This is a genomic window from Shewanella hanedai (assembly GCF_007197645.1).
GTDB classification, from domain to species: Bacteria; Pseudomonadota; Gammaproteobacteria; order Enterobacterales; family Shewanellaceae; genus Shewanella; species Shewanella hanedai.
The window spans coordinates 60,466-84,015 of sequence record NZ_VKGK01000025.1 but is presented as its reverse complement, the minus strand read 5'-3'; the positions used below and the strand labels follow the sequence as shown (position 1 = coordinate 84,015).

Genomic DNA, 23,550 nt, shown 5'->3' with positions numbered 1-23,550 from the left:
TAACAACAAAGCTAAATGAATCAAACTAGAAAATGTAACTAGCTTCATTTCAAGCTGTTAGAATGTGTTAATCCAACGCATTCACCTCACTTTTGGAACCATATGAAAATCCTTGCCGATGAAAACATGCCTTATGTACAACAGTTGTTTGGCGACTTAGGGACTATTGAAACCGTTAATGGCAGGGAGCTGACAGCAGAGCAGGTGAGTGATGCCGATGTGCTCTTGGTTCGCTCAGTGACAACCGTTAATGCGGCTTTGCTATCACTCAATAGCAAGCTCAAATTTGTTGGTAGTGCCACTATCGGCACCGATCATATCGATACCGAACTTCTTGCTAGTCGGGGGATTCCTTTTAGCAATGCGCCGGGGTGTAATGCAACGGCTGTGGGCGAGTTTGCTTTTATCGCTATGTTGGAGCTGGCTAACCGTTTTGGTGACAACTTAAAAACGAAGACGGTGGGCATTGTGGGTGCTGGTAATACAGGCACTGCGGTGGCCAAATGCCTTGCGGCTTATGGGGTGAGTGTATTGATGCATGACCCTGTTATTGCTGATAGCGACCCTCGTGATTTTATCTCGCTCGATCAATTAATCAGCCGCTGTGATGTGATAAGTCTTCATGTGCCTATCACTAAAACGGGTGAGCATAAAACTTGGTATCTGTTTGATGAAACCAGACTCAAGAGTTTAAAGCAGGGAACTTGGTTGCTTAATTGCTGCCGAGGTGAGGTGATTGATAACCGCGCTTTGATAAAAGTTAAGCAGCAGCGACATGATATCAAAGTGGTGCTTGATGTGTGGGAGGGGGAACCTAACCCCATGCTTGAATTGATCCCGTTTGTTGAACTGGCAACGCCGCATATTGCGGGATATAGCTTGGAAGGCAAAGCTCGTGGCACGTATATGTTGTATCAGAAGCTGATGCAGGTACTGGAGTTGAACACTGAAAAGTCGATGACTTCATTGTTGCCTGCTTTATGGAGTGAGCAGATGAGTATCGACAGCGTTCCCAATGAAAAGGCGCTGCTACAACTGTCTCGCTTCATTTATGACCTGCGAGATGATGATGAACAATTTAGAGCCATGATCCTTAATCATTCATCAAAAAATAGCCGAGTAAATTGCGCGAATAACAATGGGTTTGACCTTATGAGAAAAAATCATAAGCATCGGCGTGAATTTAGTGCCTTAAGGGTAGTAAGTACGGGGCAATCTGATGTAAATTGGTTGTCCAATTTAGGGTTTTCAAGGATCGGTCTGTAATTATGTCGCAAGAATTTAATGTTGTCGTATTGGGTGCTACGGGCGCGGTGGGTCAAACTATGATCGAGATCCTCGAAGAGCGCAATTTCCCCGTTGCTAATTTATTCCCACTTGCCAGTAGTCGTAGTGCGGGTAATACGGTAAGTTTTCACGGTAAACAAGTAGAAATTCTTGATGTTGATACTTTTGACTGGTCTCAAGCGCAGATAGGCTTCTTCTCTGCTGGTGGTGATGTGTCAGAGAAATGGGCGCCGATAGCGGCTGAACATGGTTGTGTTGTAATCGATAACACCTCTCATTTCAGATATGACATCGATGTACCGTTAGTGATACCGGAAGTGAATCCGGAAGCGATTGCTGATTTCCGTAATCGTAATATCATTGCTAATCCAAACTGCTCTACTATTCAGATGTTGGTTGCACTAAAGCCGATATACGATGCTTTTGGTATTTCACGAATTAATGTCGCGACTTACCAGTCTGTGTCGGGTTCAGGTAAAGAAGCCATTGAAGAGTTAGCCAGTCAATGTGCAAAGCTGCTTCAAGGATTGCCAATTGAGCCGAAAGCTTATCCAAAACAGATAGCGTTTAATGCGTTACCTCATATTGATAAGTTTATGGATAATGGGTATACCAAAGAAGAGATGAAGATGGTCTGGGAAACTCAGAAAATCTTCGGCGATGAAAATATTGTGGTTAACCCGACAGCGGTTCGGATCCCGGTTTTTCATGGTCACTCAGAAGCTATTCACTTAGAGACATTGCAACCTGTTGATGCAGAAGACGTTAAATCTGTGTTAAGAGATGCGCCAGGTGTGGAACTGTTTGAGTCAGATGAAGAGTATCCGACCGTGGTGACCGATGCCGCTGGAAGTGATCCTGTCTATGTGGGTCGTGTCCGTAAAGATATATCCCATGATAACGGTATTAACTTGTGGGTTGTCTCTGATAACATTAGAAAAGGCGCTGCTCTTAATAGTATTCAGATTGCCGAAGTGTTGATCAGAGATTATTACTAGTACTAAGAACATATAGCTTGTTCTGTTGAAAAAGCCTGCAATATGCAGGCTTTTTAGTATTTACACTTGTTTTTGAATTGTGAACAGTAGCAGACCATTGATTTCTGGTTTATAGTAATCTCAATAAATACAATTGCCTAAAGCTATGCGCTTATTAGCAAAACCATTGCATTTGAAAGGGAAGAATGAATGAACTTTCGCACTCCGTATCTTGTCGGTTTGATTGCCTCAGTATTACTGGTCCTCGTTAGTAGTTCTGTTGAACAAACAGTTTTTGCAGCCGAGTCGTTAAAGATAACCGGCCCCGACGGTGAGGTCAGGCAAAGCATCAATCAATACGGTCCAACCCGTTCTTCCGATACGTTTTGGAGTATCGCTCAGAAGGTTCAACCCGATCCGAGCGTAAGTATTTATCAAGTGATGGGAGCTATTTATGATGCTAACCCTCACGCATTCTCAAATCCTAATTACAACAGTTTAGAGAAAGGGATGATATTGCTCATCCCGTCTAAAGAGTTTATGTTGGCGATTCCTAAAAGCTTAGCTAAACAGCGGGCTGAGCGAAATGATGCTGGCTGGAAAAAATTAACCACCAAACCCGTCGCGACCGTAAAACCTACCGTTCCTAAAGCTAATATTCCGAATACTGAGCAAGCCGTCACACCAGTTACCCCTGCATCGATTCCAGCCGAAAATGATAAAACAAATGCAGTTGAGAACAGCCAAATGTTGTCTGATCTTGCCACTGCACAAGATAAAAACTTACAACTTACCGATGAATTGGGAAGAGCTCAGGATGAGTTAACCGTTAGCGGAAACGACATCGAGCTGCTCACTGAAAAAGTGGATGGTTTAGAGGAAGAAATTGCCATTCTACAGGAGCAGCTTCAAGCAAGTCGCTTGAAAAATGAATCCCTGTCGGCTGATGTTGAAGCATTAAAAGAGAGACTTGCTGAGATGGAAGCGTCATCTCTTACCGAGGTAGCGCCAATCGAAGAAGAGGGGATTAAGTGGAAAGAGCTAATGAGCAGTCCATTGACCTTAATCTTAGGTGCTGCAATTCCATCAGCGATAGCATTGATGTTCCTATGGTTGTTCTTAAGGCGTCGTAGAAACGAAGGTGAGCTGGAAAATAGTGCTGTAGAAGATGCGCCAGAACCAACTGCTGATGATGAAGATAAAACCGAAGCCGATGTCGATAATATGGCCGTTCATCTGGATACTGAAGAGGATGATGACTCCCTTGATTCCCTGATGAATGTCGATTCCAGTGAATTACAGCCTGAAGTCGAAATGGACATTGATTCTGAACAGATGGATATGGCGAGCGACATGTTTGTCGATCCGGGTGAGGAAAAAGCCTCAGAAGAGAGTGAGCTTGAAGTTGAAGACGAGGGACAATCCCTGGATGAACTTTGGGCCGAAGCCATGGGTGAACAAGATGGCGATGAAGAAGATTTAGACTCTCTGCTTGATGGAATTGGTGTCGATGACGCTGAGATTCCTAAAGCTGAAGATAAACCTGAAGAGGAAGTTGATACCTCTGAAGATGAGCCTGTGGAGCTGGACTCTCTGCTTACTGATATTAATGAAGTTGATGTCGTCAACGAAACTAAGTCTACTCAAGAAGTTGACGAAGAGCTTGATTCTCTGCTTGAAGGCATAGGTGAGCCAGCTGCAGACTCTGAGTCTGGAGATGAGGAAGTTGATGAAGCCGATCTTGATTCTTTATTGGCCGAGTTCGATCTGCCAGCTGAAGCTGAGGCCGACACATCAGAGAAAATAGAAGATGAAGTTAACGAAGCTGACCCTGACTCTTTATTGGCTGAGTTCGATCTGCCTGCCGAAGATAATGCGAGTGAAGATGTTGCTACTGAACCAGAGGTTGACGCAACAGAGAAAGTAGAAGATGAAGTTAATGAGTCAGATCTTGATGATTTGCTCGCTGAGTTCGATCTGCCTGCGGATGATAATTCCAATGAAGAGGTCGAAGCTGATTCAGAGAATGACGCGTTAGTTAATGTGGAAGAAGAGGTTGATGATGCTGATCTTGACTCTTTATTGGCAGGATTTGATGAGCCTGTAGATGGCGCTGAAGATAGTTCAGAAGTGAGTGATCTCAGTGAGGAGATAGCCGCTGAATTAGAAGGTGGCTCATCAGACAAGGCAGAAGATCCCGTTGATGATGCTGATCTTGACTCTTTATTAGCAGGATTTGATGAGCCTGTAGATGGCGTTGAAGACAGTTCAGAAGTGAGTGATCTCAGTGAAGAGATTGCCGCTGCATTAGAGGATGAATCATCAGACAAGCCAGAAGAGCCCGTTGATGATGCTGATCTCGACTCTTTGTTGGCAGGATTTGATGAGTTAGCTGATGGTTCTGAAGACAGCCCTGAAGAGAATGACCTCAGCGAAGAGATAGCTGTTGAATTAGAAGCTGATATTGATGGTTTAGAAACGGCTTATGAGGCCGAAGAACAGGCTGATGATGCCGATTTAGACTCTTTATTAGCAGGATTTGATGAACCTGAAGGTATCTCAGAGAACAGCTTAGACGAGAATCACCCCAGTGAAGAAATTGCAGTTGAGCCTGAATTGGGGACAGATACTGTAGATAAACTAGAAGAGCAGGTTGAAGAAACCGATTTAGACTCGTTAGATTTGTCAGATAAGGTAGAAAATCAGGCTGATGATGTTGAACTTGACGAACTTGATGATCCGGTTGTTGGTTCAGAAGACAGCTCAGAAGCCAGTTCAGAAGAAAATGACCTCAGTGAAGAGCTTGCTGCTGAATTAGAGACTGATGTTGATGATTTAGATATCTCAGATATGGCAGAGGAAGCTGATTTTGACTCCTTGCTGTTTGAGGGCGAGCCAGAGTCAAAGGATCCTGAAGAGTCAATTGCAGTCTTAGATAGCGTTGAAAATATTGATTTAGATTTCACGGAAGAAGAGGGGCGAGAGTCATCTTCGAAAGATGAAGCGCTTGATGCTTTACTCGCTGATCTTGAGTCGGCAGAAAAAGAGTCTAGTACGAGTTCTAAGTCGATTAAAGAGGACAGTTTCTTTGGTGATCTCAAGTCCAATAAACACAATAGCGACGATAGTCTAGAGTGGGATGGAGAGTTAGATAATTTAACTGAAGATATTGAGCTACCTCCTGCCGACCCAGTTGATGTGATTGAAGGCAGTGAAGATCTTACCGATGAAGACGTAGATTTAGGTTTATCAATTGCTGACGACGGTAAGTTAACGGTTGATGAAGCGCTAGCCGCACTGGATGCTCAAGAAAATGCAGTGGCACCTGCTAATGAGGTTAATGAGCACGACCTGACTAACTTCCAAAAAGATAATGGTTTCATTGATATTGATCGTTTACTTAACGAGGCCGATGAAGAAGAGGTTGAGATCGATCAATACAAAGAGCTGGATGTCGATATGGGCGAACTAGACAGCTTGATGGGCAATGCTTCCATGGTGGATGTCGATGATGAGGAGAACTCTGTTAACGCCAAACTAGACCTTGCTCGGGCTTATATCGAAATTGATGATAACGACAGCGCTAATGCATTACTGCAGGAAGTAAAGTTAGATGGAAATGATAAGCAAAAACAGGAAGCTGAAGGGTTAATCAATAGTTTAACTTAAATCCTGTTCGATCTTGTCGTACCGTCAATGGTATTAGATAAAAAATGGCGCCCTCGGCGCCATTTTTTAATTTCATTATGCTAGAATCCAGCCCCTAAATAGATTTGAGTATTTCTGTTGTTTTTGACAGTGGATTAAAGGTTTTAAGAGGTTGTATGCGAGTAGCGTTAGGTGTCGAATATGATGGCAGTAAATATTTTGGCTGGCAGCGTCAGCTTGAAGTTGACTCTGTTCAGGCTCAGCTAGAGAAAGCCTTGTCAAAAGTGGCCAATGAGCCCATTACCGTCCATTGTGCCGGAAGAACCGATACTGGTGTCCATGCTACTGGTCAGATAGTTCATTTTGAAACTAATGCGATCCGTAAAGATTCAGCTTGGACTTTGGGTGTGAACGTCAGCCTCCCTGATGATATTGCCGTGAGATGGTCAAAAGTGGTTGATGAAGATTTTCATGCTCGCTTTTCTGCAACGGCCCGACGCTACCGATATATGATCTATAACTATCAGTTACGCCCCGGTATTTTACGCTCAGGTGTGAGTCATTACAGAACCCATCTAGATGAGAAAAAGATGCACGAAGCGGCTCAACACTTTGTGGGTGAGCACGATTTTACCAGCTTTAGAGCACTTCATTGCCAGTCTAAATCCCCTAACCGTAATGTGCACGAGGTGAATGTGACTAGGCAAGGGATGTACATCTGCGTTGATATAAAGGCCAATGCATTTTTACACCACATGGTGCGAAATATTGTTGGCTCCTTAATTGAAATTGGTTTAGGGAATCAGACTCATGAGTGGATCCCAGAATTACTTGCATTAAAAGACAGAAGTAAGGCTGCACCTACCGCTAAACCTAATGGTTTGTATATGGTTGATGTGACATATCCAGAGCGTTATGAATTGCCTAAGCTCGCATTAGGCCCTCTGTTTATGCTTGATTGATTGAGCTGTTCCCCATCTATATTTGTGCCACAAAGTGGTGTTTTTTGAGTGATTCATTATGAGCCTAAACGATATGCCAATAGCCCCAGCCAAAGATGCTAATTTAACCTTATGGTTAGACTACTTGATGGCGATACATCCCACTGAGATTGATATGGGGTTAGAGCGTGTCTCTATAGTTGCCGACCGTTTGGGCCTAAGAGAATTGGGCGATGCTAAGGTGGTCACTGTTGCTGGTACGAATGGCAAGGGCACCACTTGCGCAATGCTTGAACAGGTCTTGTTACTTGCAGGTCATCGCGTTGGTGTATATAGCTCGCCACATATACTCAAGTACAATGAACGTATCAGAATCAATGGCGAAGATGCACAAGATATTCAGGTGATAGAGGCATTTGCCGCGATTAATCGTGCAAGGGAAGAGATTTCCTTGAGTTTCTTTGAATTTGCCACGTTAGCTGGACTCTATCTATTTAAGTCCTCAAAGCTGGACGTCATTTTGCTCGAAGTTGGCTTGGGAGGTCGATTAGACGCCACCAACATTATCGACGCCGATATTGCTGTGGTGACCTCAATTGATCTCGATCATCAGGAGTACTTAGGCGATACCCGTGAGTTAGTTGCGGCTGAGAAAGCGGGTATTTTCCGTTCATCTAGGCCTGCAATTGTCGGTGAGCCTGATATTCCAAATAGCTTATTGGAAGTCGCTAAGCTTAAGGGAGCAGTGCTTCACTGTGTTGGTAAAGAGTTTAGCTATCAATTAAACCAAAGTGACAATCACCACTGGGATTTCAACGGCAGTAAACGTGTGATCACACAGTTGCCGTTACCTCAACTACCATTGCCAAATGCGGCAACGGCATTGGCTGTGATTGAACTGGGTTGGCCAGAGATCTCCGTTGATATTATTAAGCAAGCGATAGGCAATGCTCGTCTTGAAGGAAGATTCGAGTTGGCGTGTGAGCAGCCATTAATTATACTTGATGTTGCTCACAATCCTCATGCTGCTCGATACTTGGCGAAACGGCTTAACACATTTAAATTTAAGCGATTATATGCATTATGTGGCATGCTGAAAGATAAAGATTGTACTGAGGTGATTAACATTTTAGCTGATCAGATAGATCATTGGTCATTCACCTCACTCAATACTGATAGAAGTGCCAGTCCTGAGCAGTTACAAGGGGCATTAAGGGCTTCAAGCTCCTCATCGCAATATGCTAGTCTAAGTGCTGCATGGAGTGAGCTAAGCTCAAAACTAACACCTGACGATGCTGTCATTGTGTTTGGTTCTTTTTATACAGTGGCCGAATTTAAAGCCTTGTCGCTGAACTTTTAAGTAATCCAATTCGTTTTAGGGAGATAAATTGTCTAGTCATTTTCAGAACCGCCTTGTCGGAGTCATTGTTCTTGTTGCGTTAGGCGTGATTTTTTTACCGGATATTTTAGACGGAAAGAAAGATCATCAAGCAGAGCAGTTTGCAGAAATACCTTTGCGGCCTGAAGTGGAGTTGGTTGAGTTACCTGACCCAGATTTTGACACTGTTGACTTAAGTGAAAGTGAACAAGTATTTGAGCCCGCTGTTGATGAATTGGGTGAGTTAGTTCAAGCCATTGAAGAAAAAGAGAACCAAGATAAAGAGGCTTCAGCTCAGCAAGAAAATAAACCGGCTGAGAAGAGTCAAGTGGCAAAGGTGAAGCCTGAAGCCAAGACTGGGTCTGCTTATACATTACAGTTAGGCAGCTTTAAGAGCGCTGATAATGTGAATGGTTTAGTTAAGCAACTAAGAAAGAAAGGTTTCACTGCTTATACTTTACCTCAGAATCCTGTAGACGGTCAGCTAACCAAGGTTTTTGTCGGTCCCAATGTGTCTAAAGCTAAATTACAGAAACTGCGACAGGATATTGAAAAGTTAACCAAGTTAACTGGCCGTATCGTGGCCTATTCTCCAACAGATTCATAACGTAAGACTTTTTTGTTTTATCGCTATTCGATGTGATCAGTTTCTGTTTGGCTGATTATTTTTGTGCTCGGCAGTGCTAACAGTTGTTTACTCGAAAACTGTGGTCATAGATTGAAACAATCATTTCCATCATTAGGATGAGAATGTCTTCAGTCTCTGGTAAAATCTCGCCGTCTTAACTCCTTTGCTGGATTATTTGTTCAATGGTTTGGATTGATTACGCCATTTTTGCTGTTATCGGAGTATCGACTCTAATCAGCTTACTTCGCGGCTTCGCTAAAGAAGCTATGTCTCTTGTGGTCTGGTTTGCAGCTTTCTTTGTTGCAAGTCACTTCTATCAAGATCTCTCCGTTTACCTCACTCAAATGCAAGATGAAATGTTACGTAATGGTGTTGCCATTGCTATTCTTTTTATTGCGACATTAATTATCGGGGCATTAGTTAATTACCTTATTGGTCAATTGGTCGATAAAACGGGCCTCTCTGGCACCGACAGAGTCCTAGGGCTGTGTTTTGGCGCAATAAGGGGAGCCTTGATCGTCAGTGCTTTACTGTTTTTTATGGATGCGTTTACGGGCGCACCCAATACGGATTGGTGGCAGAGTTCTAAACTCGTGCCGGAATTCGGCGTTGTTATCCAATGGTTTTTTGACTATGTGGAAAACACGTCAAGCTTTGTACCCAAAATATAAAATGCGCTAAGCATTACTGGCGGCAATATGGCCCATTTATTGGGCATGAGTCGCTAAAGATTACAATAATCAGAACATCTTACAATGAGGAAGCTTACCCATGTGTGGTATTGTCGGAATAGTTGGTCGAACTTCGGTTAATCAGCCAATTTATGATGCACTAACTGTACTCCAGCATCGCGGTCAAGATGCTGCTGGTATCGTAACTGTCGATGGAAATGCGTTTAGATTACGTAAGGCCAATGGTCTGGTTAAAGACGTGTTTGAAGCTAAACATATGCAGCGTCTTCAAGGAAATGCAGGTATAGGACATGTTCGCTATCCTACCGCCGGAAGTTCGAGTGCGTCAGAAGCTCAACCTTTCTATGTAAACTCCCCATTTGGAATTTCACTGGCTCACAATGGTAATTTGACCAATACGGTTGAGTTACATGAGCGTTTGATTAAACAGCGTCGCCATGTCAATACCACTTCTGATTCTGAAGTGTTATTGAACCTGTTAGCTGATGAGATTCAACAATGTAAGAATGAGACCTTAAGCCCTGAAGAGGTATTTGACGCGGTTGAAAAAGTCCACACTTTGATTCGTGGTGCTTATGCGGTTACCGCTTTGATTATCGGTCAAGGCCTCGTTGCTTTTCGTGATCCTTTTGGGATCCGTCCTTTGGTATTGGGTAAACAAGAAACTGAAAATGGCGTCGAGTACATGATTGCTTCCGAGAGTGTCGCGATTGATGCTGTTGGTTTTGAGTTGATGCGTGACGTCGCACCAGGTGAAGCGGTCTATATTACGCTTGATGGTGAACTCTATACCAAACAATGTGCAAAATCGCCAAGTTATGCACCATGTCTATTTGAATTTGTCTATTTTGCTCGCCCTGACTCTACTATTGATAAAGTGTCTGTGTATGGTAGTCGAGTTAACATGGGCGCTAAATTGGGCGAGAAGATTAAGCGTGAATGGGAAGATCATGATATTGACGTGGTTATTCCAATTCCTGAAACCTCATGCGATACAGCGCTTGAAATTGCGCGTCATTTAGAGCTTCCTTATCGTCAAGGTTTCGTTAAAAATCGTTATATTGGCCGTACTTTTATTATGCCTGGTCAGCAGGAGCGTAAGAAGTCGGTACGTCGTAAACTTAATGCTATTGGCGTTGAGTTTAAGGGCAAGAATGTGTTGTTGGTTGACGATTCTGTGGTACGTGGTACGACTTCTGAGCAGATCATTGAGATGGCTCGTGAAGCGGGCGCCAAGAAGGTGTACTTTGCTTCGGCGGCTCCAGAGATCCGATTCCCAAATGTCTACGGCATCGATATGCCGACTGCCAGTGAGTTAATTGCTCATGGTCGCGACGTGGACGAGATCAGTAAAATGATTGGTGCTGATGGCATGATCTTCCAAGATCTTGAAGACCTTGCTGAAGCTGTTCGTATGGAGAATCCTGAGATCAAGCGCTTTGAAACATCTGTTTTTGATGGTAATTACATCACTAACGATGTGGATCAGGCTTATCTTGATCACATTACTCAATTGCGAAATGATGATGCAAAAGCCAATAGAAGCCAAGACATTGGCACAAATCTAGAACTGCATAATGTGTGTCACCCTTAACTGGTGTGACACTCAATAGCACTAAGCTATTCGACATTGATTTATAAAAAAACCGACCTTATACCAAGGTCGGTTTTTTGTTATTTACCATGTTCAGCATTTTTATAGTGATTGGTATTAAATCGTATTACTGGGTCAACTTTTCAGTTAACTCCTTTGCTTTATCAAAATCAAAATTTTCTATGGCTTTCTCAATGGCGCTAAAGTCGAGTTGGTGGCTAATCAGCGAGTGCTTAACTTTTTGAATCTCCTCTAGAGCTTGAGTGTCATAGTTATCAATCATAGTGAGCAAAGTATCTAAAGACATATTAGTATCAACGGGCTCAGTTTCTTGAGGGACTATTGGTTCTTCAGCTGCTTTCTTTGACTTAGTCATTTCGATATGAGTACGCAGGGTCTGCAGGTGTTCGATAACAATATCGACTTTAACTTCTTCAGGATAAATATTGTTATTGAGTGAATCTTCCATCTCTTTGGCCATATCAGAGAGTGTTGTGGCTGCAAGATTTGCGGCAGCCCCTCGAAGTGAATGAGCCGTGCGCGTGGCGGTTTCAATATCTTTAATGATCATAGCCTGTTTAAGGTTAATCATGGCTTCAATCTGGGATATAACAAAGTGCTCTAAGATCTCCCAGTATTTTTTACTATTACCTCCAATCCTTGAGATACCTAAAACGGTATCAACGCCAGGCATATCCTCCATGGTTAACTCAATGTTAGTTCCCTCAATGATTTCTTTGTTGTTCTCGATGGGCTCTTCTTCGTAAACATTAACACTAGTCACTAGGGGGGTTGAATTTGATCCCAGAATGTATTCTCTGAGCTTCTCTTTAAGGATGTTAAAGTCAATCGGTTTACCTATATGATCGTTCATGCCTGCTTGTTTACAATTTTGAACATCGCTTTCCATCGCGTTAGCCGTCATAGCCACAATAGGTAAGCTGTCATAGGCAGGGTTTTTACGGATATTTTCGGTGGCTGTAATACCATCCATTATCGGCATTTGCATGTCCATCAAGACCAGATCAAATTTCTTGTCCTCTAATCTGTCTAAGGCCTCTTGCCCGTTGTTTGCTATTGTGATGTCAACGTTAAAGGGTTCCATCATTCCCATAGCAACTTCTTGGTTAGTTTCGTTATCCTCAACTAACAATAGGGACTTACCACTTAAATCTAACTTTATTTCCTCTACATTTGCATTTTTACCGTGATCTTTAAGCCCTAAGCTTTCTATGCCATATGCACCCATAACAGAATCGAAAAGAATGGAAGGATTAACCGGCTTGATAATAATACCATCGAGAAGATGCTCAATATCCTCTGTCATGCCTATCTCGCGGCCGTAGGCTGTAACCAGAATAATTTTTGGCTGCTTAATAAGATCCATTGCTCTGATCTTTCTAATGGTCTCTATCCCATTAATGCCGGGCATGTTCCAATCCATGAAGACTAACTCGTAAGGACGAATGTTTTCAGTCTCTATTGCCGAGAGGGCTTCTTGTCCGTTGCTGACCGCAGAGGGAGCGAATTTCATCATGGTTAGCAAGTTAACCAGTATGTCTCTGGCAACATCATTATCATCAACGACAAGCACGGGCTTATCAATTAAGTCTTTAACTGGCTTGTAGTTGTTCTTCATTTTCGCATCTTGCAACTCACAATCTAAAGTGAAGGAGAAGGTTGAGCCTTGCTCTGCTTCACTGGTAACCCAAATTTTGCCTCCCATGAGTTCAACTAAGCGCTTAGAGATGGTGAGACCTAAGCCTGTGCCACCATATTTGCGTGTGATAGAAGCATCTGCCTGAGAGAAAGACTTAAACAGCTTGTCTTGCTGCTCTTGTGACAAGCCGATACCAGAGTCTCGGACATCGAACTGCAAGTTCAGTATGTCTTCCGATTGCTTGAGGAGTTTAACGCCGACGACAACCTCACCTGATTCCGTGAATTTAATGGCATTACCACACAGGTTAATTAATATTTGGCCAATACGTAATGGATCACCCACTAAAGCCAGTGGAATATGGGGATCGATATCAAATAGGAACTCTAACCCTTTCTCATCTGCTTTGACCGCGATGATATTGGTGAGATTATCCAGCACTTCATCCAATCTAAAGTCCACGGTCTCAGTGACAAGTTTACCAGCCTCCATTTTGGAGAAGTCCAATATGTCATTGATAATGCCTAGTAATGACTTGGCTGCCATGTCTATTTTACTGACAAACCCACGCTGTTTGGGATTCAGATCTGAATTGAGTGCTAAGTGAGACATGCCTATAATGGCGTTCATTGGTGTACGAATTTCATGGCTCATATTGGCAAGGAAATCACCTTTAGCCTTACTCACTTCATCTGCGGCCTCTTTAGCTTTCCTTAACTCAACTTCCATCTGTTTACGCTCAGTAACATCGAGAAATAACCCAACGACACCGTTAGGATCGCCTTTAGTGGAGAAGAAGGTGGCTTCATACACCATGACATCTCTTTGCTCACCATTGGCATTCACTAGTTGTGCTTCGTAATCTAATGACCCTATATTCTCTAGCAGCTTTGCTTCAGACTCTTCAAATTGTAGGGCTGTTTTCTCTTCAAAAATATCCTTAGGTGTTGAGCCAATAATATCGGCTTCAAATAATCCAAAGAAATCGGTAAAGCTCTCGTTGACCCCGATGTACTCGCTGTTCACATTGCGGTAGTACATTGGGTTTGGAATGGCATCCAAAATTTGGCGATTAAGCTCCAGTTGCTCGACAACTTTCAGTTCAGTTTTCTTCTGTATCTCTAGGTTACGCGTGAGTTGTACACCAATGGCGAGGTCATCGATGACGTCCATGACCCAGTGTTCTACCGTGTCATCTAGTGGCGTTAATGTGCCTATCTCAAGGAGTCCAACTGGAGATTGGTTGACCACTAAAGGGAAGTAGTGCATCTCTGCTAAGGACAAGTTACTGCCATTAAGTACAATAGAGTATTTATCTTTTAAATTTTTGAAGCGACGATACTCCTGTCCGTAGAGTATGCTTTTATGGGTTGAGTCATTGTTTATATAAGACGTTGGAGAGTCTACGCTATAGCCGATACCAGCAACTCTCGTTAAGGCTTCTTCATCTAAAACATAGATGCCAATGAGCGGAAGGTTCAATTTGGATATCAAAAATTGATTCACATCTTTACCCAATGACTCTGTACTCTCCTGTCCTCGTAAAACGACACTGAAATCCTTTAGCAGGGAGTTACGTTGCAACTGGCCAGCAACATTTCTAAGCACGTGGTTTAGTGCTTTGTTGAACTCTCCCATCTCACCTTTAGTTTTTTCATCTAATACAAAATTAAAGTTATTGTCGGAAACATGATTAATAACCGTTTTTTGCATGTTTTTAAGAGGGTGGATATACAGACGCCACTGCAAAACGAAAAAGAAGATAATACTGCTAATGAAAAGGCCTAAACTCAGCAATTGAATACTATAGATCAACATTCCATTGCTGATGCCCTTCTCAAGTTCTGCATTCGCACGCTCGTTGAGTGAACGACTCGCAAGGCCTATCATGGTCATGATTTTAGAGCTATCACTGAGGTACTGAACCCCCAATAATTGAGTCATGACATAGGAACTGGCGTTGGGATTTTCTGCTAAACGCTTAAGGGCTCGTCGCTCTGTGGCGGCTAGCTCGTTGGCTTTTTGCAGCGCGAGACTCAGTTGGGTTAATTCGTAATCTCGTACCCCAATTTTCTTCATTTTATCGATGATGGGGAAGCTATCATTGGAGGCTATATTTTCTAATTCAATCAGTTCAAATTCAGGGTTTAGGACTTTTTCCCAGTAAGTCAGTGAAGTACCGTTAGGTAGAGCTGATGTACCATTACGGTTCGACATTGTCTGTTCGAAAAGGGCGTACCAACGCTCATTACCCGTAAGTGCATAAAGCTTTGCAAACGCAGTTTGCTGACCAGTACTGATCCGCAGATCATTGAGTAGCGCATTAGTGGTATTTAAGCGGGTGAAGTCTTCGATGAGATCTTCTTTGTTGTTTTGGTTATACAAAGTCAGGATTAAGCAGATAAATAAGCTGACAATCATCAGTAAAATTAAAGCTCTAGACGTATAATTTAGGTAAACTTTTGTTAAAGGCATCAGCCTTGACTCCTGTGTATCTTGGCGAGAATCTCTTTCCAATTCTGTTTTCACCATACTAAGACATAACTATGATTGTTTAGTTAGCGGTAAATGGTGGCGTTCAATCGCATTGTAAGCATTTCATTAGGCCTGATATTTACATTGAGCCGTTCCAAACAAAGAGTAAAAAATCAGGCATTTTATTTTCGGTACAATATTTATTTTAGACTTATAATTTGATTAGGCTTATTTAATTTTCCTATGGAACTGAAATGACTTTAAGTAGCGATCTTTTTACAGAGAAAAGTAAACAAACAGTATTAATTGTCGACGACACCCCTGATAACCTGACGCTGTTACATGAACTGTTAAAGGATAACTATCATGTAAAAGCTGCTGTAAATGGCGTAATTGCTTTAAATATCATTAACAAGGGGGGCATCGATATTATTCTGTTGGATGTCATGATGCCCGAGATGGACGGTTATGAAGTCTGCCGTCGCGTTAAAGCCGACAGTGAAATTAGTGATATTCCAATCATTTTTCTGACTGCTAAAAACAGTATTGATGACGAGACGATGGGATTCAATCTGGGTGCTGGCGATTACCTGAGTAAACCTATTAGTCCTCCTTTATTACTCGCTCGAGTGAAAACCCACTTGGAGATAAAAGCGTCAAAAGATTTTTTGAAGAACCAAAATATCTTATTAGAAAGGGAAGTGAAGCGACGTACCCAAGAGGTGGTCAATATACAAAATGTAACGATAACGGCAATGGCGAATCTTGCTGAAACACGAGATCCTGAAACGGGTTTTCATATCAAACGTACACAAATCTATATGAAGTTACTTGCGACTCAACTGAGTCATAAAGAGGCTTACCGTGAAGAGTTAACACCGGCTTATATTGAGCAACTCTTCACTTCAGCCCCGCTGCATGACATTGGAAAAGTGGGCATATCAGATAGCATTTTACTGAAACCCGGTAAACTGACTGAAGAAGAATTTGAGACAATGAAAAACCATGCTTATCTTGGGTTTAAGTCATTAGAGTCCGCAGAGAAACATATGGAACAATCGGATACTTTTTTACATATCGCCAAGGATATCGCGCATTATCATCATGAAAAATGGGATGGATCCGGATATCCAGATGGTTTAGTTGGAAACGATATCCCACTGAGTGCCCGTATGATGGCGATAGCCGATGTGTATGATGCGCTGATTAGTAAACGAGTCTATAAAGACGCGATGACTCACGAAACTGCTCTAAATATCATAAAAGAGGGCAAGGGCAATCATTTTGATCCCGAATTAATCGATGCATTTCTCGAAGTCGAAGATGATTTCTATGCTGTTGCCTCTAAATACAAAGACTAAATAAACCGTAGATTGTCATTAAGTTAAATGCACGCACCAGACGAGCATCCAAATGACGAAGAGTAAGGTTACAGCGCCTCGATTAAGCCTGTGTCCCATGCTTAATCCGATTAAGGTGCTGATACAAGTTAACGTGATCTGCAAGGTTAACAGTAACATGAGTTCGAATATTTTATCTTCAATGATTAAAGGTAAAATAAGTAAGGCTACTGCGGTGACAAGTAAAAAATGATAGAGCAATAATTTGTCTAAACTACTGCCTGAAATAGGTTTGGTGGCTAACATGTGTGTCCCTCAATGTGTCTGATGCGATGACAGAGAGGATAATACATGCAAATGAGAATTATTCTCAAATAAATTTACATTAAATGTTCATGATTATTGCAGCTCCTGCAAGTTTACGCTAAAGTTACTGGTAATTTATACAGTGTTTGGTGTTCCATCCTATGATCCTCTATATCGCAGAAAAACCTTCCCTTGGTCGTGCCATTGCCGACGTGTTACCTAAACCACATAAAAAAGGGGACGGGCATATTATTGCGGCAAATGGGGATTGTGTTTCCTGGTGTATTGGCCACCTCCTTGAGCAAGCTGAACCTGATGCATATGATCCTGAATTTAAATCTTGGAAGTTTGAACATCTGCCTATTATTCCTCAAAACTGGAAGATGAAGGCCAAACCTAACACTCGCTCACAACTCACAATACTAAAAGGCTTAGTTAAACAGGCATCACAGCTAGTTAATGCGGGGGATCCTGATAGAGAAGGGCAGCTTTTAGTTGATGAGGTGATTGCGCATTTTGGTGTAAAAGGCGATAAATTACATCAAACCAAGCGCTTGTTGATCAGCGATTTGAATCCACAAGCGGTGAAACGAGCCCTAGGACAAATGCGCAGTAATCGAGAGTTTATTCCCTTGTCGACGTCGGCTTTAGCTCGCTCAAGAGCTGATTGGCTTTATGGCCTTAATATGACACGAGCGTACACTATTCAAGGGCGTAAAGTGGGCTATCAAGGCGTCTTGTCTGTGGGACGCGTGCAAACACCGCTACTTGGGTTAGTCGTTCGCCGTGATGAAGAGATAGCGAATTTTGTCTCTAAACCTTTCTATGAAGTATTGGCAAATCTCAGTACTGAAAAAAGTGAACACTTTAAAGCCAAGTGGCAGCCAAGCGAAGCGTGTCAAGCGTATATGGATGAAGAGGGAAGAGTACTTTCTAAGGGATTAGCACAAAATGTAGTGGGTAGGATTACTGAAAAACCAGCTTGTGTAACAGGGCTTGAAAGTAAAGATAAGAAACAGAACCCGCCGTTGCCCTATAGTTTATCTTCACTGCAGATTGATGGTGCTAAGCGTTTTGGTATGAGTGCAAAAGAGGTGCTTGATACCTGTCAGGCACTTTATGAAAAGCATAAACTCATCACTTATCCAAGATCCGATAGCCGTTATTTACCAGTAGAGCAGTTCGCTATGGCCCCCTCTGTGGTTAGCGCTGTTTTGAATGGTGCGAGTGAGTTACTTATTGGACCGGATCAGCCAAATTTAAAGTTGAAATCTAAGGCGTGGAATGACAAAAAGGTCGACGCTCACCACGCGATTATTCCAACAGAAAAGGTGGCGAATTTAGCAGGGTTAAGTCAAAGAGAGAGACAGCTCTACCTGCAGGTTACTCGTCAGTACCTTGCCCAGTTTTATTCAGCCTATCTTTATCATGAAACTCAGGTTGAAGTTGAAATTGCCGGTGGTAAGTTCAAAACCAAAGCGAAACAGGAGAAAGCATTAGGGTGGAAACAGCTTTTTTCTAAGCAAGAATCAAAGCAAGAGGGGAAATCATCAAGTTCGAGTGACAATAAGGATGATGAATCTGAAACTCTGCAAGAGTTACCATCACTTGTGAAAGGGCAGCAGTTACATTCTGGTCAAGGTGAACTAATCGAGAAACAGACTCAGGCTCCTAAGCAGTTTAACGATGCGACATTACTCAGTGCGATGACGGGAATTAACCGTTATGTCACCGATCCTGAGATCAGGAAAATTTTGAAAGACACAGACGGTTTAGGGACTGAGGCAACGAGAGCTGGAATTATTGAGTTGCTGTTTAAGCGGAATTATCTACTCAGAACCGGTAAGTCGATTATTGCGACCGATGTCGGTAAAGGGTTGATCAATAGTTTACCTCTGAGTGCCACAACTCCCGATATGACCGCTTTATGGGAGAGTAATCTAGATGCTATCAGCCGTAAAGAAGCCAAGTACTTGAATTTCATGACCCCTTTGCTCGATACCTTATCTGCATTAATTGTCCAAGCAGGAGCACAGCTCCCCTCTGCACTACAGGGAGTGAAGTCACCGACTAACAGCTTTAAGAAAAAGCGTTACACAAGGTCGACAGGTGCTAAGACGTCAAGTGGCTCGGCAAAGAGTAAGGCTAAGCCTGCCGCTAAAAAGCCTGCAAGAGGTTAATTATAAGAGGTTAGCGTTTATTTAGTTAACTCCTTTTCAGTTGGATGAATTGAGTTTTGATAATAAGAAAGGCTGCCTTTGCAGCCTTTCTTATGTAAAACTGTGCATTTTACTTTTTAATCGGCTTCACATAGGGAAACTGTTTAGGGTGACGATTAAACGTATTGGCATTGTCGGTGACCTTCCTGCCTATAAATATGCTTAGCGCGGCATCCATTGCATCATCGCTAGGTTTACGACCATTTATTTCTTCAAAAGTGTAAGCCGCTTTAGTCCCCACACTGTATGGGATCATGTCGGGGAGCAGTTTTACTGCGACAGAATCTGCGTATGCAACCGGGTTTGACTGTTTTTTATCGAGAGTGGCTGCGCGTAACACTGTGCCAGAAACTGCATAAGCCCGGCTTAAATCTGAATCGGGGCGATGCTGAGTATGTTCTGATATCTCCATTTTATTATTAACCATAAACATATGCGTCATCAGAGGATGGGCAAGTCTGTTCACTTGTACCCATTGATCGACATTGTACATGGCAGTGCTGGCATAAACATTTATCTCCTTAGGTAGCATCTTATTGGGGATCTCAACAAGGATGACGCTGCTCTGAAAATCTTTAAAGAGATCGACGCCTTTATCAAAAGAGGAAAGTGTCAATTGCCCCTCTCCAAGAAGTTGAGTCATAAAACCAATAATACCTTCAGAGTTGCCGACAAAGGTATCGTGGGCAGCACCAGACCAGACACGTATGCCATTGTTGAATTTAACTTCTTTACCTATGCTAGCTCTGCCAAACTCTTTGCCTTTGGTACCTATGGCCTGATTAGCACCATCAACAATGCCGAACACCAGCTTGTCCTTATCCAGATAGGCTGTGATCGTCATCCCAGCTTTTTTAAACGCCTTATCACTGGCGATATGAAAGTTATATACGCCATTTTCACCGAAAGCAGCACTACCATCGGTTCCGGTTGTTGGGTTGATGTTCATCATAAATGCGGTATAACCACTTTTTTCTGATTCAAATACGAACATATCCGTCAAATCAAACTGCGGATATTTGATTGAAAGCTCGCTTTCGAAGTGGTGACTAGCAAAGGCTGGTGTGATTTGAAAAGTGATGTTTGCTAGCAAAACTAATGCACTTGCTATTAATCCGATTTTTAATTTGTTGATATAAATGGGCATGTCATATTCCTTTTTGAGTTGTTTAAAGTATTTCCCGTAGGTGCTAATGAACAACGAAATCAATAACTGGCCATCAGTGTCATACTAAACATCTTTATTTATCATTGTTTGTTTTTTTGGCGAATTATCTTGTTTCCAGCCTCGAGTTAAGAGTTTCAAGGTTTGATTAGGCTAACTTAAGGCGCATGTAGTGGCTAATTCAAAATGAGTCCTTAATGATGTAAGTTACATAGACTGCATTATTTGGGATTTTTTTCGGACTATCCATGATGAATAGAGTATCTTTTATGTCAGATCGTACACTCTGTATTTAGCAACAAGAGAAGGCGCACTAACATGAGCATGGCCAACAGCAATCTTGAACTTAATGGTGTGAGAGATCTCAGCATGGAAGAGGGGCCATATCTTGACGTGCTTTCCGATGTGCTACGTGCGATTCGGCTCTATGCTAGCAGTTATTATTGTGCTGAGTTCTCCTCTCCATGGGGGATCGATGAGCCTCAAGCCGAGTGTGGCACGTTTCATGTGGTGATACGTGGCAATGCCTGGTTGATGACTGAAGAGCTAACCAGCCCTATTTTTCTGTCAACGGGCGATATTATCGCGTTTCCTACAGGCTCTCCTCACCAAGTTAGTGATCAGTTAGGTTGTCAACTCATGGCGGGAGGTGAGGTGTTAAAGAGAATACGGTCGAACAGGAGTCCCTTTTCTGATGGACAAAGTGTTGTCACACTCCTGTGCGGCTATTTTCAGTATCAAACCGATACTGGTTTGCCTCTACTGCGTGATATGCCCTCTATGTTGCATATAAAAACAGAAGAGGAGCCTGAACTTGCATGGCTTAATCATCTGATAAAAACCCTTGCCTACGAATCCCGCTCGCTTCAACCTGGAAATGCCGTAGTTGTTGATCGTCTCACCGAGGTGTTGGTGATCCAGTTACTGCGCTGGCATATGAGTCGCCAACAAAATACTCCAGGTTATTTTCAGGCCTTAGGGGATGATAAGCTCAGTCGAGCATTGAGTTTGATCCATCAAGAACCTGGAAAAGCTTGGACTGTGGAGTCTCTCGGTCTTGCTGTCTCGATGTCGCGGACCTCGTTTGCTAACCGATTTCAATCTATTGTCGGCATGACGCCACTGGCTTACTTAAGTCAATGGCGTATGCATATTGCCCACGGATTACTTGCTGAGGGAAAGCTCTCTATGCTGAGCATTGCAGAGACGGTTGGCTACAAGTCAGAAGCATCATTTGGAAAGGCATTTAAGAAAATCATGGGGATAAGCCCTGGTAAAGTCACTAAACGCTAAATATAAGTCTAGCCCTAGTGCGTATCTAATTACCACCGGATCTGTTACATCCGTTTGAATATGGTGATTTAAGAGCAAATTATGATGCATCGCTCACCACTACGCCAAGCCAAAACTAGCAAACACGTAATTTGATAATGCCACTACCCCTTGGTCTGCAGAATTTTACCATTGATGAGATCAGTACCAAATTTGAACGTAAAATCCAAAATCGAGAATGGATCGATACTGTATTAGCCGACCTTCGAATGAAGATTGATTACACTTTCTGGTTTGGTTCATTTCTTTGGAGCTTGAGTCCTAGCTCTCTTTTGTCTCCAAATGAGATAGCTACTAGAAGAACCTAAATCGAAGAGATAAAAAATCAGGTGTGAGTGCGGCTATGACCTTCGACAGCATGGGTAAAAATGTTCCCTACATTTCCAGGCATTTCCTATATCCATATAGGTCAGACGCTGTCGTAGAGGCTAAAGGGACCTTTTCAGTTAATAGAGAGGGCGCCGTGTCATCGAAGTATTTACACATTAGGCCTGCTGCAAGCAATAAACACCAATTAGCTATGGTATTAGTTAAATCACACAAGTACCAAACCAGCTAAATGAACCCAACCAAAAAGATATTTGAAACTTGCTATCAGGCAAGTTACCTCAATTGGGTGCCCCTATTTAGCGCTATTAATCTGTCGAGAATATGTTCACCATCCATACGAATACCATTGTGCTCATATTCTGAGGTTAACCAGTACTTAAGATTACCCACTTGCTTGGTTGTTTCCAGGCTGTAGCGCATTTCGACAAACATATCTTCACTATAAATTGCAGCAGCGACAGGCACTTGGTTGTTGGCCAATGTGTCCAAGTTATAGAGTGTTGACCAATCGTTTTTAGTGGCTAATAAATTGGCTGCATGTTTCAGCGGTTTTAAATTGGTAAATTGTTCGAAGAACCACGGGTAGACCATCTCACCAGTAAAAAGAAAGTCCTTACCGAATTCATAGTTAAACTCATCGTATTGAGCACGTACCCGTTGAGCAGACCAGTTTGAAGCGGTTTGCTGGCAGTAGATACTTTCATGAAGTAGGGCAAAGATAGGATTAGTATTAAAGTCCAGCATTTGACAGAACTGGGCGAGAAAAAGTGGGTTGACATGAGTGCCAATATCCGTGTCTATCAGGGCATGTTCCAAAAGATAGTAGACAGCTTCTGGTCCTTGTTCCATGCCGATGTTGATCCCAAGTAGCTGTAACATCTCAACCGTGAGTCGTTCACCAGTGGCGATACGTACGTCATGATGGCTAATATGTTCGGCGAGTTGAGTGACAAGCTCCTGCGCATCGCTGAAGCGAGTGAAGAAATCATGATTTTTAGCGAGTACTCGTTGGTAGGTCGCTTGATAGACCTCGTCCGCAGAGCGGGTTAACGAGGGGAGTCCACCGGTAATATAGGCTTCTTTTAGCCCTGAAGGAGCGTCATTGAGGTATTTTAGCACGCAGAAACCACCGAAACTCTGACCGATTATACTCCACTTTTGACCAGGGCAAAGTTGTTCACGAATAGTTTCAGCGTCACGAATGATGTTGTCTGCTCTGAAGTGTGACAGATATTGAGCTTGCTGTTCAGAATTGAAATGAGCCAAACTTAAATAGCTGACAGGGGTTGAAAGCCCGGTTCCACGTTGATCTAAAAGTAATACTCTGAATTCTGTTAGTGCGCGTTTTATCCAGCCGCTATTAACAACAGGTCTGACGGCACCAAAGCCCGGTCCGCCTTGAAAGAAGACTAAAAAAGGACGTTCATTTGAGCCTGTATCTGCATCAGGTAAGGTGAGTTCTCTAGCAAAGACTTGGATTTTTTTACCTTGAGGGTCATCGTAGTTAAGGGGCAAGGTAAAGGTATGTTTATGCGCAGATAAACCAGCTAGACTTAGATCAGGTTTCATGGGGGTCCC

At 42.7% G+C, this 23,550-nt stretch carries 15 protein-coding genes; 11 read left to right on the top strand and 4 right to left on the bottom strand.

Going from position 1 to position 23,550, the window contains the following annotated elements; all coding sequences use genetic code 11:
* The first annotated feature begins 102 nt into the window (after window positions 1-102).
* The 8 genes from FN961_RS18425 to purF all read left to right on the top strand — a co-directional run bounded on the left by FN961_RS18425 (window position 103) and on the right by purF (window position 11,145).
* A complete protein-coding gene (locus tag FN961_RS18425) occupies window positions 103-1,266 on the top strand; it encodes a 4-phosphoerythronate dehydrogenase (RefSeq protein ID WP_144041642.1) in 1,164 nt (387 codons plus the stop codon).
* Window positions 1,267-1,268: 2 nt separating this feature from the next.
* Window positions 1,269-2,285 carry an aspartate-semialdehyde dehydrogenase gene (locus FN961_RS18420; protein ID WP_144041641.1) on the top strand — a complete coding sequence of 339 codons (1,017 nt, stop codon included), beginning with the start codon at window positions 1,269-1,271 and terminating at the stop codon, window positions 2,283-2,285.
* A gap of 189 nt (window positions 2,286-2,474) precedes the next feature.
* Complete coding sequence (locus tag FN961_RS18415) at window positions 2,475-5,933, top strand: FimV/HubP family polar landmark protein (RefSeq protein ID WP_144041640.1); 3,459 nt, start codon at window positions 2,475-2,477, stop codon at window positions 5,931-5,933.
* Between the two features lie 155 nt (window positions 5,934-6,088).
* A complete protein-coding gene (gene truA, locus FN961_RS18410; protein WP_144041639.1) occupies window positions 6,089-6,874 on the top strand; it encodes a tRNA pseudouridine(38-40) synthase TruA in 786 nt (261 codons plus the stop codon).
* A 73-nt stretch (window positions 6,875-6,947) separates the two neighbouring features.
* Window positions 6,948-8,213 carry a bifunctional tetrahydrofolate synthase/dihydrofolate synthase gene (gene folC, locus FN961_RS18405; RefSeq protein ID WP_144041654.1) on the top strand — a complete coding sequence of 422 codons (1,266 nt, stop codon included), beginning with the start codon at window positions 6,948-6,950 and terminating at the stop codon, window positions 8,211-8,213.
* A 28-nt stretch (window positions 8,214-8,241) separates the two neighbouring features.
* Window positions 8,242-8,838, top strand: a complete 597-nt coding sequence (locus tag FN961_RS18400; RefSeq protein ID WP_144041638.1) for an SPOR domain-containing protein — start codon at window positions 8,242-8,244, stop codon at window positions 8,836-8,838.
* A 203-nt stretch (window positions 8,839-9,041) separates the two neighbouring features.
* On the top strand, window positions 9,042-9,530 hold the full coding sequence (locus FN961_RS18395; protein ID WP_144041637.1) for a CvpA family protein: 489 nt from the start codon (window positions 9,042-9,044) through the stop codon (window positions 9,528-9,530).
* Window positions 9,531-9,630: 100 nt separating this feature from the next.
* Window positions 9,631-11,145 (top strand): amidophosphoribosyltransferase, encoded by a 1,515-nt coding sequence (gene purF / locus FN961_RS18390; RefSeq protein ID WP_144041636.1) that lies wholly within the window; start codon window positions 9,631-9,633, stop codon window positions 11,143-11,145.
* Window positions 11,146-11,272: 127 nt separating this feature from the next.
* Here purF and FN961_RS18385 read toward each other — a convergent pair whose 3' ends face one another.
* Window positions 11,273-15,280: a PAS domain-containing hybrid sensor histidine kinase/response regulator gene (locus tag FN961_RS18385; protein ID WP_185972830.1), complete on the bottom strand. Its 4,008-nt coding sequence runs from the start codon at window positions 15,278-15,280 to the stop codon at window positions 11,273-11,275.
* A 254-nt stretch (window positions 15,281-15,534) separates the two neighbouring features.
* Between FN961_RS18385 and FN961_RS18380 the strand changes: the two genes are divergently transcribed.
* Window positions 15,535-16,641 carry an HD-GYP domain-containing protein gene (locus FN961_RS18380; RefSeq protein WP_144041634.1) on the top strand — a complete coding sequence of 369 codons (1,107 nt, stop codon included), beginning with the start codon at window positions 15,535-15,537 and terminating at the stop codon, window positions 16,639-16,641.
* Window positions 16,642-16,659: 18 nt separating this feature from the next.
* Here FN961_RS18380 and FN961_RS18375 read toward each other — a convergent pair whose 3' ends face one another.
* Window positions 16,660-16,926, bottom strand: coding sequence for a hypothetical protein (locus FN961_RS18375; RefSeq protein ID WP_144041633.1), 267 nt, complete (start codon window positions 16,924-16,926; stop codon window positions 16,660-16,662).
* A gap of 161 nt (window positions 16,927-17,087) precedes the next feature.
* Between FN961_RS18375 and FN961_RS18370 the strand changes: the two genes are divergently transcribed.
* The gene (locus tag FN961_RS18370) at window positions 17,088-19,106 is read left to right on the top strand and encodes a DNA topoisomerase III (protein ID WP_144041632.1); all 2,019 of its coding nucleotides are present in this window, start codon (window positions 17,088-17,090) and stop codon (window positions 19,104-19,106) included.
* A gap of 109 nt (window positions 19,107-19,215) precedes the next feature.
* Here FN961_RS18370 and FN961_RS18365 read toward each other — a convergent pair whose 3' ends face one another.
* Window positions 19,216-20,292, bottom strand: coding sequence for a DUF4331 family protein (locus tag FN961_RS18365; protein ID WP_144041631.1), 1,077 nt, complete (start codon window positions 20,290-20,292; stop codon window positions 19,216-19,218).
* Window positions 20,293-20,628: 336 nt separating this feature from the next.
* Between FN961_RS18365 and FN961_RS18360 the strand changes: the two genes are divergently transcribed.
* On the top strand, window positions 20,629-21,603 hold the full coding sequence (locus tag FN961_RS18360) for an AraC family transcriptional regulator (RefSeq protein WP_144041630.1): 975 nt from the start codon (window positions 20,629-20,631) through the stop codon (window positions 21,601-21,603).
* Window positions 21,604-22,245: 642 nt separating this feature from the next.
* On the opposite strand, the gene FN961_RS18355 is transcribed toward FN961_RS18360, so the two are convergent.
* Window positions 22,246-23,541, bottom strand: a complete 1,296-nt coding sequence (locus FN961_RS18355; protein ID WP_144041629.1) for an alpha/beta fold hydrolase — start codon at window positions 23,539-23,541, stop codon at window positions 22,246-22,248.
* Window positions 23,542-23,550: the final 9 nt, after the last annotated feature.

Coding starts and splice junctions, on each gene's coding strand:
- FN961_RS18355 (WP_144041629.1), bottom strand. CDS start 23,541: ATGAAACCTGATCTAAGTCTAGCTGGTTTATCTGCGCATAAACATACC.
- FN961_RS18415 (WP_144041640.1), top strand. CDS start 2,475: ATGAACTTTCGCACTCCGTATCTTGTCGGTTTGATTGCCTCAGTATTA.
- FN961_RS18425 (WP_144041642.1), top strand. CDS start 103: ATGAAAATCCTTGCCGATGAAAACATGCCTTATGTACAACAGTTGTTT.
- purF (WP_144041636.1), top strand. CDS start 9,631: ATGTGTGGTATTGTCGGAATAGTTGGTCGAACTTCGGTTAATCAGCCA.
- FN961_RS18380 (WP_144041634.1), top strand. CDS start 15,535: ATGACTTTAAGTAGCGATCTTTTTACAGAGAAAAGTAAACAAACAGTA.
- truA (WP_144041639.1), top strand. CDS start 6,089: ATGCGAGTAGCGTTAGGTGTCGAATATGATGGCAGTAAATATTTTGGC.
- folC (WP_144041654.1), top strand. CDS start 6,948: ATGCCAATAGCCCCAGCCAAAGATGCTAATTTAACCTTATGGTTAGAC.
- FN961_RS18370 (WP_144041632.1), top strand. CDS start 17,088: ATGATCCTCTATATCGCAGAAAAACCTTCCCTTGGTCGTGCCATTGCC.
- FN961_RS18385 (WP_185972830.1), bottom strand. CDS start 15,280: ATGCCTTTAACAAAAGTTTACCTAAATTATACGTCTAGAGCTTTAATT.
- FN961_RS18360 (WP_144041630.1), top strand. CDS start 20,629: ATGAGCATGGCCAACAGCAATCTTGAACTTAATGGTGTGAGAGATCTC.
- FN961_RS18420 (WP_144041641.1), top strand. CDS start 1,269: ATGTCGCAAGAATTTAATGTTGTCGTATTGGGTGCTACGGGCGCGGTG.
- FN961_RS18395 (WP_144041637.1), top strand. CDS start 9,042: ATGGTTTGGATTGATTACGCCATTTTTGCTGTTATCGGAGTATCGACT.
- FN961_RS18365 (WP_144041631.1), bottom strand. CDS start 20,292: ATGCCCATTTATATCAACAAATTAAAAATCGGATTAATAGCAAGTGCA.
- FN961_RS18375 (WP_144041633.1), bottom strand. CDS start 16,926: ATGTTAGCCACCAAACCTATTTCAGGCAGTAGTTTAGACAAATTATTG.